We start from the raw sequence: 15,639 nt of genomic DNA on the forward strand, positions 1-15,639 counted from the left end.
CGTTTACCACGCCTGAAGGCCCCGAATGTTGGCTGAATGCGTTGAGCGTTAAGCGGGAAAGCCCGACCGGCTCCAATCGCTATTTCTTGACCGTTTCCATTCCCATCAAGCCGATTTTTAAATACCCGGCCGTGCGCAGTTCGTCCATCACGCTCATCAGGGTTTCATAATCGACAGACTTGTCCGCCTGGAAGAAGATCGTGGTGTCCTTGTTGCCTTCCGTCTGCTGGGTCAGCACGTTGATCAACGACGCTTTATTCACCACCTCGTTACCCACGTACAACTGCTTGTCGGCTTTGATCGAAAGGTAAACCGGTTTTTCCGGACGCGGTTGGGGCGCACTGGTGGAAGCCGGAAGGTTAACACGGACATCAACGGTCGCCAGCGGCGCTGCAACCATAAAGATGATCAACAACACCAGCATCACGTCGATAAACGGCGTGACGTTGATTTCGTGCATTTCGCCATCTGTTTCGGCCTGGTCGTTTAATCGCATCGCCATAACGCTTACCCCAGACGCAGTTTTTGTGCGGCTGCCGGGCGGTTAACGTCAGGCTGGGCCAGGTTTCCCAGGTCGATATCGCGGCTTTGCAGCAGCATGATTTGCGCGGCCACATCGCCCAGCGAGGCTTTGTAGTTGGCGATCATGCGGGCAAACACGTTGTAGATCACCACGGCCGGAATGGCGGCGACCAGGCCAATAGCGGTAGCCAGCAAGGCTTCGGCAATGCCGGGGGCAACCACGGCAAGATTCGTGGTTTGCGTTTTGGCGATACCAATGAAGCTGTTCATGATGCCCCAGACGGTTCCGAACAGGCCGACAAACGGCGCGACCGAACCAATCGTGGCCAGGAAACCGTTACCGCGGCCTGCGTGACGGCAGAAGGCAGCCACCCGACGTTCAAGACGGAAAGCGGTACGCTCTTTGATCCCGGCGGTATCTTCAACGCCAGCAGAAAGTTCCAGCTCATTTTGCGCATCGTTAAGAAGTACCGCGCTGTGGCTGGCGGTTTTGAACTGCTGGGCAGCGCGCGCGGCATCATTCAGGTTGCGGGCTTCACCTAACGCCAGCTGCTCGCGCTTGAGGCGACGTTTGGCCGCGCTCAGCTCAGCATATTTACCGAAGAAAATTGCCCAGGTCACGACCGAGGCCAATAACAGACCAATCATGACCACCTTTACCACGATATCGGCATGCTGGTACATGCCCCATACGGAAAGGTCTGCTTGCATTAAGTCACTGGCTACCACGCTGCTTCTCCAACTTCATCTACTACATGGGTGCGGAATGAAGTGCCGATGATAGCAAAAAACAATCGAATTGATAGTGGTTCTCATTAGTATTTACAATCTTGCAGCCACTGATGACGGTGAGCCAGCACCTGAATACGCCGCGTCTGCCCTGCCGTTTCTTTAGTCCAATCCTGTCGGGATGCCTGGCGTTGATCGTTTCGCCCCTGTTGGCGGCATCCTGCCCCAAAACGGTTAATTAGCGATCGCTCTCATAAAATAACTTTTTCGTTTCGATGAATGTGAAAATTATGTTGCAGCTAAAAACCGCCTACAGCAGGATAAGTAGAACGTTCTACTAAAACGTTCTACTTACAATAAAAACGCCAATAGGGGCGCAACATCGGGAAAACTCGGTATGACACTGCTATCAGGGTTGGTTAAATCGTTATCGAAGTTATCAATGATTGGTCGGGCGCTCATGCTGCCTATTTCGTTGCTGCCTGCCGCTGGCTTACTCCTGGCATTTGGTAATAAGTTCGAGTTACCGCTGATGATGAACGCCGGAGGGGTGATTTTTGATAACCTGCCGATGCTGTTTGCGATTGGCTCGGCTGTGGGACTGGCCGCCGAATCCGGGATAGCCGCACTTTCCGCCGCGGTTTCCGTCTTTGTCACCAACATCACCATTGGCACCATGCTGCATATCACTCCGGAAATGGCGGCCCAGGGAGGAAAATATGCCATGGTCGTCGGCATTCCGACGCTACAGATGGGCGTATTCGGCGGCCTTATCTGCGGCATTCTCGCCGCCTGGTGCTACAACCGCTTCCATACCCTGCAGCTCCCTGAGTTCCTGGGTTTCTTCTCGGGTAAGCGTTTTGTTGCCATTGCGACGGCATTTTTATCCTTTCTGCTCGGCCTGCTGATGCCCTATGTCTGGCAACATATTCAGGCGGGCATCGATGCGCTTTCGGTGATCGTCAACGGCGATAATCAGGCGGCCTCCACCTTTATTTTTGGGCTGGTGGAGCGCGCCCTGATCCCGCTTGGCCTGCACCACATCTGGTATCCCTCGTTCTGGTACTCCTTCGGTGATTACGTCACCAAAACCGGCCAGGTGATTCATGGCGATCAAACCATCTGGTTCAAAATGCTGGAGGAAGGCGTGAAATCCTTTAGCAGCAACGGCTACCAAAATGCGGGCAAGTTTATGCAAGGTGAGTATCCGCTTATGCTTTTCGCCCTGCCTGCCGCCTGTCTGGCGATGTACCACGAAGCCCATACCAGGAATAAAAAGATCGCGTTCGGTATCCTGTTTTCAGCGGCGTTGACCTGCTTTTTGACCGGCATCACCGAGCCAGTGGAGTTTACCTTTATCTTTGTCGCGCCCCTGCTGTATGTCTTTAATGCCATCATGGCGGGCCTGGCCTATATGACCATGTATTTACTGCATGCCCATATCGCTAAATCTTTTTCCGCCGGATTGATTGACTACATTAGCTTTGGCATTGTGCCCTCGCTCAACGGTTACCAGACTCACTATCTCAGCGCGGTTATCGTGGGCGTACCGATGGCATTGATTTACTATTTCACCTTCCGCTTCGTTATTCGTCGGTTTAATGTAAAAACACCGGGACGAACGGACGTCACGGCGACGACCGATGACAAAACCGATGCAGAGCTGGCTAGCGAAATCATCGTCCTGCTGGGAGGTGAGAAAAACATCCGCTCGGTGGGCGCCTGTATCACGCGCTTACGGCTTGAAGTCGTCAACAGCCATGACGTTGACCGTGAAGGGCTGAATAATCTTGGCGCCCGCGGCGTGGTTTTTGTCGGCGATAACGGTATACAAATTATTTTTGGCGCCAGAGCGCAATTTATTGCCCAGACGCTGTCCGGGATGACAGGCTGATGCAGGCCTGGCTTTCTGACGATGGCGGGCAAGGCGATAACAGGCTGAGCAGGTGAATTTCAGGGAGCAGGTTTGAAGAGAGTCAGCATTACTGATGTGGCTAAACACGCCGGCGTGTCGGTTTCGACCGTCTCGTTGGTGCTGCGTCAAAAAGGAAAAATATCCGATGCCACCATCAGGAAAGTTCACGCCGCCATTGATGCGCTCGACTACGTTCAGAATGTGGCAGCCGCCAACCTGCGCGCCAGCACCTCTAACCTTATCGGTCTGATTCTGCGTGATTTCAGCGACAGTTTCTCCGTGAAGGTTATGGCAAGCCTTGTGCAGCAGCTGGAAAAGCAGGGCTATATGGTGTTTTTGGGGCAGCCCACTGACGACGGCGAATCGCTGACGCGCTGCCTGCTCTCCTTTAAACAGCAGGGCGTCGCTGGCGTTGTCTGTCTGGCGTCAGACAGGCGAAATGCCAGCCTGCCGTCGCAGCTTCTCCACTGCCCTTTACCCCTGGTGGTGGTGTCCCAGTCGCTGCTGGCGGAGAAGTGTAATCTGGTCATGCGTGACAACCACCAGGCCGCCCACCTGGCGACCCGCTATCTGATTGAACGCGGTCACCGCAATATTGCCTATATTGGGGGAATTGAAGGCGACCTGATCCGTCAGCAGCGCTTACTGGGGTTTCGCAGCGCCCTGACTCAACACGGGCTGGCCGTAAGGGAAGGATTTACGCCATCCTGCCGTGACGATACCCACTCAGCCGCCTTTGCCACGCGTCAGTTACTGGAGCAAAACAACACCATTACCGCGCTGCTCTGTCACTCTCCGGATGCGATAATCGGGGCGATGTCCGGTATTCATCACACCGGTCGCACCGTGGGTAAAGACGTGTTTCTGACCCAACAGGTCGCTCTGATGGGCTTTGAGGACATGCTGCACGTGAACCTCACCTCGCCCTCTTTTACCTATGTTTCCTCCGCCAGTGAAGAAACCGGCCGCCAGGCGGCTGAGCTTATCCTGCGCCAGCTACAAGACCCTGAGCGCCCAAGGCAGCGTATTTTATTATCGGGCCAATTAATTACACGAGAGTCAGCATAAATCGGCATTTTGATTGTCAGAGAAGCGAGTATGTGAAAAATCGCTTTCGGGCGCAGCGGTTAGCCTCTGCGAACGGTGGGTGCGCAAACATAACGATAAACAGCCTATGAGCAACACAATCATAACCAGCCTAACGTCACTTTTACGTCGGAAACGACAGCAGCGCTTATTACGGGATCGCCGTATAGGCTTTAACCGTGCACGCGCGCAAGATCACGCATCACGCGCTGCGCACGCTTCGATATTGCCTGGTCCTGACGGCCATCGCGCTGACGCCACAGGGCCGCTTACTGCGCCCGCCCGTTCTGCAGACGGCTCGTCACCGCTCCCCATCACGACGCCAGACCGGACGATGCTGCTGTGGCTATCCCGCTGCCTGTTATTTGTGTCGCTGCTGCTGCCGGGTTCAAACATGATCTCATCCTGCTCTGGTGCCTGTTATGCGGCGACCAACACGCTGATCACCCTGCACTTTTTCAGGCGCTGTTATGAGTCAGGTAAACCCTCATCCGGCATCGTGAAGTGTTTCAGTCGCCAGTTGCGCAGCGTGGCCCTGATTCGTTTTATCCACGCCTCACGCAATGCGGCGCCGCCGGGCAGACTAAAGCGTTTTCACTACGGTCATCAGTCGGATAAAACGCGAAGGCGCAACGTGCGCCCGCCGTTCCGTGCGGCTCCCGAATCAGACTCAGCCATCCATGTCAGCCCGGCAGAGCCCTCTCTGTTTTCACCGGATGCCTTGCTCAGGTCGCCGCAGGCGCAATCGTTACCGCCCTGTACCACTCCGCACTACAACGCCGCTCCTCCGTTGATCACGCCGCCGCAGAACCCGCTGGCGGCATCCCCGGGCTGTCAGCCCTGAGCAGGCGACACGTCCACAAAGCCTGGCCCGGTGGCGGGTGATTAGCGGATATCGCCAGGGCTTATCCCCCAGCGGGAAGGCGTGCTTCTTTCGCCCGCCTGGCGCTGCTGACTGCGCCCCTTGGCCGTTATCATCGCCACCGTTAACAGGGCCGGGATGGCCAGCACGGCGAAAATAGTGGCGAACCCCCAGCCCAGCGCCAGCATCTCTGCCCCCACCAGCGCGCTGAGAATGGCCCCGATGCGCCCTACGCCGTGCATCCAGCTGGAGCCCGTTGCACGCGCCTCGGTGGGATAAAAGCTGGCCGAAAGCGCATTCATTCCCGTGTTAGCGCCACCGATGCAGAAGCCGATCATCATGGCGCAACCGCCCAGCAGCACCGGGTGCGCCAGCGAAAATCCCATCCCCACCGTGAACAGCGCGCCCGCGCCGTAAATCATCGACAGCGCCCGGTGCGATTCAATCCTGTCCATCAGCCAGCCCGAAAACAGCGAACCGCAGGTTCCGCCCGCCTGGAACAGAGCCGTGATAATGGCGGCCTGCACCACGTCAAAACCGTTATCCTTGATCAGCATGGGGAGCCAACTGCCCAGGGTATAGAATAAAAACAGTGCGGTAAAATAGGCGCCCCACAGCATCAGGCTGCCAAACCGGTACTGGTCGTTAAGTACGACTTTTACCGGCTGCGCCCTGGCCTTGCTGACCGGCGGCAGTTCGACGCTGCACTGCTGCAGATCCAGATCTGGTGCCAGCTTAGCCAGAATACGGTGAATTTTTTTGCTGGCGGCACGCCTTACCACTAAAAAGCACACCGATTCCGGCAGCGCCCAGAGCAGTAACGGCACGAACAGCATTGGCAGGATCCCGCCCAGCATCAGGACAGAATGCCAGCCGAAGTGCGGCATCAGCCAGGAGGCGGCAAAGCCACCCAGCGCTGCGCCAAACGTGAAGCCACAAAACACCACGGTGATAAGGAATGCCCGTCGTCTGGCAGGAGCAAACTCGGCCACCAGCGTGCCCACGTTGGGCATCGCCGCGCCTAATCCCAGACCGGTCAGAAAACGGAACAGGATCATCTGTTCCATATTTTGCGAAAAGGCGGTTATCAGCGTCCAGGCGCCAAAAAAGAACACGCTGTTAATAATCACGACTTTGCGACCCAGCCTGTCTGACAGCGGGCCGGAGAGCATTGCGCCCAGCGCCAGCCCCACCAGGGCAGCGCTGATGATCAGCCCCAGTTCGCGATTGGTGATGCCCCAGTCCGCTTTCAGTTCAGGTGCAATGAACCCCATGATGGCAATATCAAACCCATCGAGGGCGATGATGCAGAAGCCAAACAGCACCACCATTTTTTGCCACATCCCCAGCGGGCGGCTGTCGATTAACGCCCGAACATCAATTGCTTTGCTTTCCGCCACGGTGACTCTCCGGTGAAATACGTAATGTGGGGTTACTATATGCAGGCGCTGTAATGCGTTAAACGGCGATAATCGAAATTTTGTGCGTTTATCGCACGATTATGCGCGAATTAAACACCAAATCTGCGTTAATAGATTGTTAAAAAAGACAATTTTTCTGGCAGCATGGGTTCCGTTATCGGCAAAGGATTGTGAGCGGGATCGGGCGGATTTGAGCGGGCGAGAACAGGCAGAGAAGCGGTCTGAGCAGGATAGCGGGCCAGCGAAACTGGCCCATCAGCGTCTTACCGCATGGCGGTCAGCCGCACGGGAGCATTGGCCGCGCCAAAGCCACGATAGCCGCCACGTCGTTCCAGCAGCTCAAAGAAGAAGCGGCCCTTTTCATAGGGAAGCGTATAGACGTGCAGCAGCTCCCCGCCCTGTTCGTCCCGATCGTACAGCACATCGTAACGCTGGAGCTGCGCCAGAAAATCGGCGTCAAGATCGAAACGCGCCATCAGGTCCTGATAATAGTTATCGGGAATGTGCAAGGTTTTCAGCCCACGTTCGCGCGCGGCCTTTACCGCACTGAACAGATCGTCACAGCCAAAGGCGACGTGCTGCAAACCTGCGCCCTGATAGGTCGTTAAAGCGCGGGCTATCTGGGTTTCCCGACTGACCGACATGTTTAGCGGCAGGCGAATCGCATCGTTGGGGCTTCGCAGCACGCGGCTACGCACCAGCCCCAGCGGATCGGGCAGTTCCCACTCGGTATCCTGCACAAAACCCGGCACGCTACGCAGGAACATAATCCAGTTATCGCGCGTATCATCCGGCAGGGCAATCGCCAGATGGTCGATGGTCTGCATCGCAGGCTGGGGCGCGGCGCGGTGCGTTAAGTGGAAGTCGCTGTGGTAGCCGTCCTGACCGGCAGGCTCATCTTCCACCAGATAAATCAGGCTGCCGTCAGGCGCACATAACGCCGGGATCTGGCGTTCGTTGGGGCCGGTTTCCCCCTGCCAGATGGCGTAACCGTAATCCTGCGCGCGCGTGATCAGCTTATCGACCCCGCGAACCCGCCAGGCCACCGCACACAGCGAAATACCGTGCTGATGATAATACCCGCTGGCCTGGCTCTCCGGCTGCGCATTCAGAATCACATGCACCTTGCCGTTACGATACAGCGACACCTGCTTGGAGCGATGATCGCCCGCATGAACCAGGCCAAGCTGCGTCAGCCACTGTCCGAGTGCAAAAGCATCATTGTGGCTGACGGCAAACTCAATGAACTCCAGCGACAACAGCGGCGGCTGGGGCGCAGAGTGGAACAGCCCTTCCCCGGCCAGGGAGGCCAGCGCGCTCGGCAGCAGCGGCTGTCCGACCAGCCAGTCACGGGTTTGCTCCTCCAGCCACAGCAGCGATCGGTAACCATCCTGCGCGGTAGGCACCACCGGCGAGGCGCGGAATCCATCGTTGAAAATTTCCAGCGACCAGGCATCCCGGTAGCCATGCGCCGACAGTTGCGTCATAAACTGAGTCAGATTGAATTCGCCCTGGCCGGGAAAACAGCGGAAGTGGCGACTCCACGACAGCACATCCATTTTTAGCAGCGGTGCATCCGCCAGCTGTACGAACACAATTTTCTCCGTCGGGACCGCTTCCAGCCCGTCCAGGCTGTCGCCGCGCGACAGAATATGAAAACTGTCGAGCACGATCCCCAGCGCGGGATGGTTGACGGCCTTGACGCGGGCCCAGGCGTCGCGCCACAGGCTGACGTGTCGTCCCCAGGCCAGCGCCTCATAACCGAGAGTAATACCGTGCTCAGCCGCCAGCTCTGCCAGAGCGGTGAGATCGCTGACCTGTGTGGCGAAGTCGTCACTGCAGTCGGGTGAGACATTGCTGCAGACCAGCATCCGCTGACAGCCCAGCTGCTGCATGACCTCAAACTTGCGCGCCGCGCGCGCCAGGTTTTGCGCCAGCCTGTCACGGGGGCCGCCTTCGAAGTCGCGAAAAGGTTGAAACAGCAAGATTTCCAGCCCGAGGGCTTCACACAGCTGGCGGATTTCCACGGGTGAGCCGGGATAATAGACCAGATCGTTATCGAAAATTTCAACGCCATCGAAGCCTGCGGCGGCAATTGCTCGCAGTTTTTCCGGCAGCGTGCCCGATACCGAGACCGTTGCGACAGAACGTTTCATTGTTGCCTCCTGATAAGCGGTCACGGGGTGACCTTAAAGCAGCCGGTCAGCAGCGAGGCATTCTGCTAACGGAGATTGGCAATTGTTATGAACCAGTTGGAACATTTCGTCAATGTGTAACAGGTCATGATTTTTGGTTATGACAAAGCCGACGATTTTTCACTTTTCTTTTACAAGTTGCGCTTCCTACACTTCCCGCTCTGTACCGAAAATAATAAGGATGCCTGGATGAAAAATGACTGGCCCGCCCGCGAACTGGTTCATCGTGACTATCGTGATCACCCACCGGCGCTTGCGCCTTTGTATAAAACAAGTCTGCTGCGCTCGCCACGCAACGCGCTGATTTCTTTGCAGAATTCGCTATCCGAAATCACGGCACCGGTGTTCACCCAGCAGGAGCTCGGACCACGAGACAGTGACCTTATCCTCAATTACGCCAAAGAGGGTTTACCCATCGGCGAACGGATTATTGTGCATGGCTACGTGCGGGATGCATTTGGTCAGCCGGTGCGCAACGCGCTGGTTGAGGTATGGCAGGCCAATGCCGGGGGGCGCTATCGTCACAAAAAAGATCAGTATCTTGCGCCCATCGATCCAAACTTTGGCGGGTGCGGTCGCATGCTGACCGACGATAACGGCTACTACTGCTTCCGCACCATTAAGCCCGGTCCTTACCCGTGGCGGAATCAGGTGAGTGACTGGCGTCCGGCGCATATTCATTTCTCACTCTCTGGCGAAGCCTTTGCCCAGCGCCTGATTACCCAGATGTATTTCGAGGGCGATCCGCTGATCGGCCGCTGTCCCATTGTTCAGTCAGTCGGCAGCGAAGCGGCCGTGCGCACGCTGATTGCCGAGCTGGATACCCACTCTGCCGTGCCACTGGACTGCCTGGCCTACCGCTTTGACCTGGTCCTGCGCGGGCACCGCGCAACCTGGTTCGAAAACCGCACTCAGGGGGCGGCATCATGAAACGCTATCTTGCCGAAACGGCGTCACAAACCGCCGGACCTTATGTGCACATTGGTCTGGCGCCCCATGCGGCGGGCTTCGACATTTTTGAAAACAACTTCAGTGAGGTGCTGACCCAGCCGGAAACGCGCGGCGAGCGCATTGTGGTAGAAGGCTGCGTTTACGACGGTTCCGGTACGCCGGTGCGCGACGTGCTGATTGAAGTGTGGCAGGCGAATGCCGAAGGGCGTTACAACCATCCCGCCGATCGGCAGCACGATAAGCCGCGGGACCCGGCGTTTCGTGGCTGGGGACGGACCTGCTCCGACTTCGACAGCGGGATCTGGCGTATCAAAACGATCAAACCCGGTAGCGTGACCGGGCGCGACGGTCGCCCCATGGCGCCGCATCTTAACCTGTGGATTGTGGCGCGCGGCATTAACATCGGACTGAACACCCGGCTCTACTTCGCCGATGAGCAGGCGGCAAATGACGCCGATCCTGTGCTAAATGTGATCGAATGGGAGAAGCGACGTCGCACCTTGCTGGCGCGGCGTGAACAGCGCGGCGACGAGACAGTCTACCGGTTCGATATCTGGCTGCAGGGTGAAAACGAAACCGTGTTCTTCGATGTCTGAACCTTAATATGCCCACGACAATGTCCTTGCCGCTTCGGCGGCAAATTCATAACATGAGTCATGGATAGGGTTTCCCGGTTTAGTCAGCGCGTGCGCGTGCGCCATCTTCACGCTTTTGTGGCCACTGCACAGCAGGGGACGCTGGGGCGCGCCGCGCTCCATCTGGGGATTACCCAGCCCGCCCTGTCCAAGACCCTCAACGAACTCGAATACCTTGCCGGTGAGCCGCTGTTGCTGCGCAGCCGCCAGGGGACGGAACTCACCGCCAGCGGCACGCGATTCCTGCACGATGCCATCCGTATTCTTGATGCGCTGAATATTGTGGACCAGGTGATGCGTCCCGGCAGTGCGCCGCAGCCCGGACCGATGCATATTGGCGCACTGCCTACCGCCATTGTCAGCGTGGTGGCGCCGGTATTAGCCGGCCTGCAGCAGCACTATCCGGGCTGGCGCATTCAGGTCAGCACGCTGGCGAATGATGCGTTGCTGATGGGGATAAAATCAGGGCAGATGGCGCTGGGGATTGGGCGCATGGCTGAACCCGTATTGATGGATGGCCTGAACTTCGAGCTGCTGTATCTGGAAACCCTGCGTCTGGTTGTGGCCCCACATCATCCTCTGCTGCATGCTGGCGTAACGCTGGCTGAAGCCCTGAGCTGGCCGCTGATCCTGTCTCCACGCGGCACGGTGCCGCGCCAGAATGCCGAATCGCTGATGACCAGCCATGGCCTGAGATTACCGGATGGCGCAGTGGAAACCCTGTCAACCACGCTGGCCCGCCGTCTGACGCTGAGCCACGGCTACGTCTGGCTGGTGCCCTACGGCGCGGTGCGCGACGACCTGACCAGCAACCAGCTACGCACGTTGCCGCTTCCCAGCCAGGGGATGGCTGAGGCGGTCGGCATCCTGACCCGCCAGCAGCACGCGCCACCACCCGAGCAGCTGCAGCTGGTGGCGGCCTTGCGGCAACGGGTGCTGGACGTGCCTGTCTGACAGCGCAGTTTACTGGGCGCTGTCCTGCTCATCGAAAACGCTCTGCGCCAGATGGAACGCGGCGTTGGATGCTGGCAGGCCGCAGTAGAGCGCAGCATGCATCAGCAACTCTTTGATTTCATCCCGGCTGACGCCGTTATTGAACGCGGCCCGCAGGTGCATTTTCAGCTCCGCTTCGCGGTTGAGCGCAATCAGCATGCCGATGGTGATCAGGCTGCGCGTGTGGCGAGTCAGGCCGGGCCGGGTCCAAATCTCGCCCCAGGCGTAGCGGCTGATAAAGTTCTGAAACTCATCATTCAGCGGCGACAGGTTTTCGAGCGTCCGCTCAACGTGGGCGTCGCCGAGCACCGCCCGGCGTACGGTCATGCCCTGCTGGTAGCGCTGCTGCTGGGTCAGCTGTGCGTCAATAAAAGGCTGCAGCGCGCGGTTAAACGCCAGCCAGACCTCGACGCTGGACAAGTGCGAGGCGGGCAGCACGACACGCTGCGCACCCGGGATCTGTTCAGCCATGCTGTCTGCATCGGCCAGGGTCGTAACCCTGTCGTCACGCCCGGCAATCACCAGCACGGGTAACGAAATCGCCGCCAGTTCGTGGCGCAAATCGGCTGTCGCCAGGGCTTCACAACAGTCAGCGTAGCTGTCGGCGTCAGAGGCGCTGAGCTGGGATACCAGATGGTTTACCGTCGCAGGCGCACGTTCACAGAAGGCCGGGGTAAACCAGCGTGCCGCCGCGCCCTCTGCAATGGCAGCCATGCCGTACTGACGAGCCTGCGCGGCCCGCTCTCGCCAGGCGGCCGACTCGCCGATCTTTGCCGCGCTGTTGGCGATCGTGAGCGTGATCAGGCGTTGCGGATGAAAACGCGCCAGCCAGAGTCCGGTCAGCCCGCCCATTGAAATGCCGCAGAAGTGCACCCTGTCGATGCCCAGTTGGTCCAGCAGCGACAGGACCGCTATCCCCAGCTGTTCCAGCGAGCGGGTTTGTCCGTTCGGTGCCGAAGCACCGTGGCCGGGAACGTCGTAACGCAAAAGGCGATACGTCCCTATCAGCGCATCACGCTGCGGCTGCCACATCTCGGACGTTGTGCCTAAGGAGTTACTGAATAAAATCACCGAGGCATCGTCTGGCCCCTCAAGTACGTAATGCAACATCATGTGGCCCTCGCAGCCGCTAAAACCTGGTGAATAAAGCGTGACGCGCTGCCCGTGGCGTTCGCCGGATCGAGCAGCCTCTCCAGTTCGGGCCGACTCAGGTGCGAGGCAACGGTTTCATCCGCGCACAGGACGGTCAGCAAACGCTGCTGCGTCGCCAGCGCCCGACGGCAGCACTGTTCAATATGATGATGGGCCTGCTGCCGTCCCAGCGCGTCTGCCAGCGCCAGCGTGACCGCTTCCGCCATGATGAGCCCCTGTGTCAGGCCGAGATTGCGTTGCATGGCTTCTTCATGGACTTCCAGTCCGTCGATCAGTTCTGTGCTGTGCACCAGCGCCGCGCCGCTGAGCATAATCAGCTGCGGCAGGCTCTGCCACTCGGCCTGCCAGCCGCCCAGCGCACGCTCGTGCTCCTGAACCTGACCGGCATACAGACCTGACATCAGGGCCGGCACCCGGTTGGCCGCGCTGAGAATCGCCGCGCAGAGCACCGGGTTCCGTTTGTGCGGCATGGTAGAAGATCCCCCGCGCCCCGGCGCCAGGGGTTCACTGACTTCGCCGACTTCGCTCTGCATCAGAAGCGACATGTCCCGGGCCAGCTTGCCCAGCGTACCGGTAAGACCGGCATACCAGCCCGCCAGTTCGGTGATTCTGTCGCGCTGCGCATGCCAGGGCGTAGCGCTTCGCGGCAGCGCCAGCACATCAGACAACGCCTGCTCGACGCGTTCGCCCTTTTCCCCCAGGGACGCCAGCGTGCCCGCCGCCCCGCCAAACTGCAGCACCAGCACCCGCGGCCGCATGGCCGTCAGTCGCGCACGAAAACGCACCAGCGCATCCAGCGTGCCCGCCAGCTTCAGGCCTAACGTCACCGGCAGCGCGTGCTGCAGCCAGGTCCGGCCGACCATCAGCGTCGTGCTGTGCCGCTCGCACTGAATCGTCAGGGCGGCAATCAGCCGATCCAGCAGCGAAGCCGTGTCGTTAAGCGCGGTGCGCAGTTGCAGCATCAGTCCGCTGTCGATGGCATCCTGACTGGTTGCGCCCCAGTGCACATAGCGCGCGGCCTCGGGCGACGCCGCCGCAACCACGGCAGTGAGCTGTTTAACCAGCGGAATCGCCAGGTTGCCCGCCAGGCCCGCCGCCTGCGTCAGCGCCGCCGTATCGATCGCCTGCGCCTGGCAACAGGCCTGAATACAGTGAGCGGCGGCGTGATCGATCACGCCTGCCGTGGCCAGCGCCTGTGCCAGCCCGGCTTCGAAATCCAGCATTCCCTGTAACAACGCCGTATCGCTAAAGCAGTCGTCAAGGGGAGAGGCCATAAACATGGCGCGGTAAAGAGACATTGGTTATACCCGTTCCAGAATGAGTGCGATGCCTTGCCCCACGCCCACGCACATGGTGCACAGCGCGTAACGGCCGCCCGTGCGCCGCAGCTGATACGCTGCGGTCATGGCCAGCCTGCCGCCTGACGCGCCCAGCGGATGTCCCAGCGCAATCGCGCCGCCGTTGGGATTCACATGGGCAGCATCATCGGCCAGTCCCAGTGCGCGCGTCACAGCCAGCGCCTGGGCAGCGAAAGCCTCATTTAATTCGATCACGTCCATTTGCGCCAGCGTCAGGCCACTCTGAGCCAGCACTTTACGCACGGCAGGCACCGGACCATAGCCCATAATGCGCGGCTCCACGCCACAGGCCGCCATCGCCACAATCCGCACCAGTGGCGTCAGTCCATGTTCTGCCGCCGCGTTCTCGCTCGCCAGCAGCAAGGCGCAGGCCCCATCGTTAATGCCCGATGCGTTACCCGCCGTCACGCTGCCGTCCGGGCTGACCACGCCTTTTAAGCCCGCCAGCGCCGCCAGCGAGGTGCTGCGCGGATGCTCGTCACAGGTGACGTTCAGGGCTTCGCCTTTGCGCTGCGGGATGCTCACCGCCATCAGTTCGTCACTAAACAGGCCCATTTCCTGCGCCCGGGCGGTACGCAACTGACTACGCAGGGCAAAAGCATCCTGATCGGCGCGGCTGATAGCGAAATCACGCGCTACGTTTTCTGCAGTTTCCGGCATGGTTTCGACACCAAAGCGAGCGCGCATCTGCGGGTTGATGAAGCGCCATCCCATCGTCGTGTCTTCCATTTTCAGGGAACGGCTAAACGCGCTGTCTGCTTTGCCGGTCACAAAGGGCGCGCGCGACATGCTCTCCACGCCGCCCGCTATCATTATTTCGGCCTCACCGCATTTGATCGCCCGGGCGGCCGTGCCGATGGCATCCAGCCCCGAGCCGCACAAACGGTTGAGCGTGGTGCCCGGCACGCTGGACGGCAGCCCGGCCAGTAACAGCGCCATGCGCGCCACGTTACGGTTGTCTTCTCCCGCCTGATTTGCGCAGCCGTAAATCACATCGTCAATAGCCTGCGCCACCGAAGCCGGCTGGCGGGCTAACAGCGCCGCTAAGGGTAAAGCAGCCAGATCGTCAGCACGCAGGCTGGCAAGCGCGCCCGCGTAACGGCCAAAGGGCGTACGGAGTGCATCGCAGATAAACGCCTGTTGCATCAGCTTCTCCTCAGGCGGTAGCCAGTTCAGGTTGCAATAAACGCACCGGCGTTAACGCCTGCAGCGCATCAAAACTCAGCCCGGGGCAGCACTCCACCACCAGCGGGCCCTGTGGGGTAATATCGATCACGGCCATATCGGTATAGAGACGACTGACGCAGCCCAGACCGGTAAGCGGATAGCTGCACTGTTTGACCAGCTTGCACTCCCCTTTTTTGGTCAGGTAATCCATCATCACATAGACTTTGCGCGCGCCGATGGCAAGATCCATCGCCCCGCCTACGGCAGGAATCGCGTCTTGCGCCCCAGTGCTCCAGTTAGCCAGATCGCCGCCGACAGACACCTGATAGGCCCCCATCACGCAGATATCCAGATGCCCGCCGCGCATCATGGCAAACGAGTCGCCGTGGTGGAAAAAACAGCCGCCAGGCAGCAGCGTTACCTGCTCTTTCCCGGCGTTGATCAGCTCTGGATCCTCCTCTCCGGCGACGGGAGCGGGCCCCATGCCGAGGAGCCCATTCTCGCTGTGCAGGAAGATCTCTTTATCTGCAGGCAGATAGTTGGCAATGCGGGTGGGCAGGCCGATGCCCAAATTGACGTAGGCGCCCTCAGGAATATCGCGCGCCACGCGCTGTGCCAGTTGGTCTCGGGTGAGTTTTTGCATAGCCTACTCC

14 protein-coding genes and 1 pseudogene are annotated in these 15,639 nt (G+C 59.2%); 6 read left to right on the top strand and 9 right to left on the bottom strand.

The genetic code is table 11. From position 1 onward, the window contains the following. Positions 1–79 precede the first annotated feature (79 nt). Both exbD and exbB read right to left on the bottom strand, forming a co-directional pair. Positions 80–502 carry a TonB system transport protein ExbD gene (gene exbD / locus NYE92_RS11440; protein WP_013027206.1) on the bottom strand — a complete coding sequence of 141 codons (423 nt, stop codon included), beginning with the start codon at positions 500–502 and terminating at the stop codon, positions 80–82. 5 nt (positions 503–507) lie between these two features. Then, positions 508–1,233 (bottom strand): tol-pal system-associated acyl-CoA thioesterase, encoded by a 726-nt coding sequence (gene exbB / locus NYE92_RS11445; protein WP_014594615.1) that lies wholly within the window; start codon positions 1,231–1,233, stop codon positions 508–510. Between the two features lie 415 nt (positions 1,234–1,648). On the opposite strand from exbB, the gene NYE92_RS11450 reads away from it, so the two are divergent. The 3 genes from NYE92_RS11450 to NYE92_RS11460 all read left to right on the top strand — a co-directional run bounded on the left by NYE92_RS11450 (position 1,649) and on the right by NYE92_RS11460 (position 5,096). Next, positions 1,649–3,145 (top strand): PTS transporter subunit EIIC, encoded by a 1,497-nt coding sequence (locus tag NYE92_RS11450; protein ID WP_013027208.1) that lies wholly within the window; start codon positions 1,649–1,651, stop codon positions 3,143–3,145. A gap of 72 nt (positions 3,146–3,217) precedes the next feature. Continuing rightward, complete coding sequence (gene malI, locus NYE92_RS11455) at positions 3,218–4,234, top strand: Mal regulon transcriptional regulator MalI (RefSeq protein WP_013027209.1); 1,017 nt, start codon at positions 3,218–3,220, stop codon at positions 4,232–4,234. Between the two features lie 244 nt (positions 4,235–4,478). Beyond that, entirely contained in the window at positions 4,479–5,096 is a 618-nt protein-coding gene (locus NYE92_RS11460; RefSeq protein ID WP_231858597.1) for a hypothetical protein, read from the top strand. 41 nt (positions 5,097–5,137) lie between these two features. On the opposite strand, the gene NYE92_RS11465 is transcribed toward NYE92_RS11460, so the two are convergent. Continuing rightward, a complete protein-coding gene (locus NYE92_RS11465) occupies positions 5,138–6,514 on the bottom strand; it encodes an aromatic acid/H+ symport family MFS transporter (RefSeq protein WP_019104836.1) in 1,377 nt (458 codons plus the stop codon). 284 nt (positions 6,515–6,798) lie between these two features. After that, complete coding sequence (locus NYE92_RS11470) at positions 6,799–8,691, bottom strand: bifunctional sugar phosphate isomerase/epimerase/4-hydroxyphenylpyruvate dioxygenase family protein (protein ID WP_019104837.1); 1,893 nt, start codon at positions 8,689–8,691, stop codon at positions 6,799–6,801. A gap of 228 nt (positions 8,692–8,919) precedes the next feature. Here NYE92_RS11470 and pcaH point away from each other — a divergent pair, with 228 nt between their 5' ends. The 3 genes from pcaH to NYE92_RS11485 are packed head-to-tail and all read left to right on the top strand — an operon-like array spanning position 8,920 to position 11,270. Further along, positions 8,920–9,660, top strand: coding sequence for a protocatechuate 3,4-dioxygenase subunit beta (gene pcaH, locus NYE92_RS11475; protein ID WP_024471045.1), 741 nt, complete (start codon positions 8,920–8,922; stop codon positions 9,658–9,660). Continuing rightward, a complete protein-coding gene (gene pcaG / locus NYE92_RS11480; protein ID WP_110286711.1) occupies positions 9,657–10,277 on the top strand; it encodes a protocatechuate 3,4-dioxygenase subunit alpha in 621 nt (206 codons plus the stop codon). Before pcaH ends, pcaG begins: the two co-directional genes overlap by 4 nt. A gap of 60 nt (positions 10,278–10,337) precedes the next feature. Beyond that, a complete protein-coding gene (locus NYE92_RS11485) occupies positions 10,338–11,270 on the top strand; it encodes a LysR substrate-binding domain-containing protein (protein WP_013027215.1) in 933 nt (310 codons plus the stop codon). Between the two features lie 9 nt (positions 11,271–11,279). Here the strand turns inward: NYE92_RS11485 and pcaC are convergent, their stop codons facing one another. From pcaC to NYE92_RS11510, 5 genes and pseudogenes are all read right to left on the bottom strand, one after another. Further along, positions 11,280–11,666 (bottom strand): 4-carboxymuconolactone decarboxylase, encoded by a 387-nt coding sequence (gene pcaC / locus NYE92_RS11490; protein WP_210497953.1) that lies wholly within the window; start codon positions 11,664–11,666, stop codon positions 11,280–11,282. Next, positions 11,667–12,422 (bottom strand): annotated as a pseudogene (gene pcaD, locus NYE92_RS11495) (3-oxoadipate enol-lactonase); the annotation flags it as partial. Then, complete coding sequence (locus tag NYE92_RS11500; protein ID WP_194761807.1) at positions 12,419–13,759, bottom strand: 3-carboxy-cis,cis-muconate cycloisomerase; 1,341 nt, start codon at positions 13,757–13,759, stop codon at positions 12,419–12,421. The gene NYE92_RS11500 and the pseudogene pcaD, both read right to left, overlap by 4 nt. Before the next feature lie 3 nt (positions 13,760–13,762). Then, positions 13,763–14,965 (bottom strand): 3-oxoadipyl-CoA thiolase, encoded by a 1,203-nt coding sequence (gene pcaF / locus NYE92_RS11505; protein ID WP_014605039.1) that lies wholly within the window; start codon positions 14,963–14,965, stop codon positions 13,763–13,765. A 10-nt stretch (positions 14,966–14,975) separates the two neighbouring features. Then, positions 14,976–15,629: a 3-oxoacid CoA-transferase subunit B gene (locus NYE92_RS11510; RefSeq protein ID WP_013027219.1), complete on the bottom strand. Its 654-nt coding sequence runs from the start codon at positions 15,627–15,629 to the stop codon at positions 14,976–14,978. Positions 15,630–15,639: the final 10 nt, after the last annotated feature.

This window comes from Pantoea sp. B566, from assembly GCF_024793925.1.
In the GTDB taxonomy this organism is placed as follows: Bacteria; Pseudomonadota; Gammaproteobacteria; order Enterobacterales; family Enterobacteriaceae; genus Pantoea; species Pantoea ananatis.

What these genes read in the sequence shown, in the direction of transcription:
- exbD (WP_013027206.1), bottom strand. Translation starts at nt 502, where the DNA reads ATGGCGATGCGATTAAACGACCAGGCCGAAACAGATGGCGAAATGCAC.
- exbB (WP_014594615.1), bottom strand. Translation starts at nt 1,233, where the DNA reads ATGCAAGCAGACCTTTCCGTATGGGGCATGTACCAGCATGCCGATATC.
- NYE92_RS11450 (WP_013027208.1), top strand. Translation starts at nt 1,649, where the DNA reads ATGACACTGCTATCAGGGTTGGTTAAATCGTTATCGAAGTTATCAATG.
- NYE92_RS11470 (WP_019104837.1), bottom strand. Translation starts at nt 8,691, where the DNA reads ATGAAACGTTCTGTCGCAACGGTCTCGGTATCGGGCACGCTGCCGGAA.
- pcaH (WP_024471045.1), top strand. Translation starts at nt 8,920, where the DNA reads ATGAAAAATGACTGGCCCGCCCGCGAACTGGTTCATCGTGACTATCGT.
- pcaG (WP_110286711.1), top strand. Translation starts at nt 9,657, where the DNA reads ATGAAACGCTATCTTGCCGAAACGGCGTCACAAACCGCCGGACCTTAT.
- NYE92_RS11485 (WP_013027215.1), top strand. Translation starts at nt 10,338, where the DNA reads ATGGATAGGGTTTCCCGGTTTAGTCAGCGCGTGCGCGTGCGCCATCTT.
- NYE92_RS11500 (WP_194761807.1), bottom strand. Translation starts at nt 13,759, where the DNA reads ATGTCTCTTTACCGCGCCATGTTTATGGCCTCTCCCCTTGACGACTGC.
- pcaF (WP_014605039.1), bottom strand. Translation starts at nt 14,965, where the DNA reads ATGCAACAGGCGTTTATCTGCGATGCACTCCGTACGCCCTTTGGCCGT.
- NYE92_RS11510 (WP_013027219.1), bottom strand. Translation starts at nt 15,629, where the DNA reads ATGCAAAAACTCACCCGAGACCAACTGGCACAGCGCGTGGCGCGCGAT.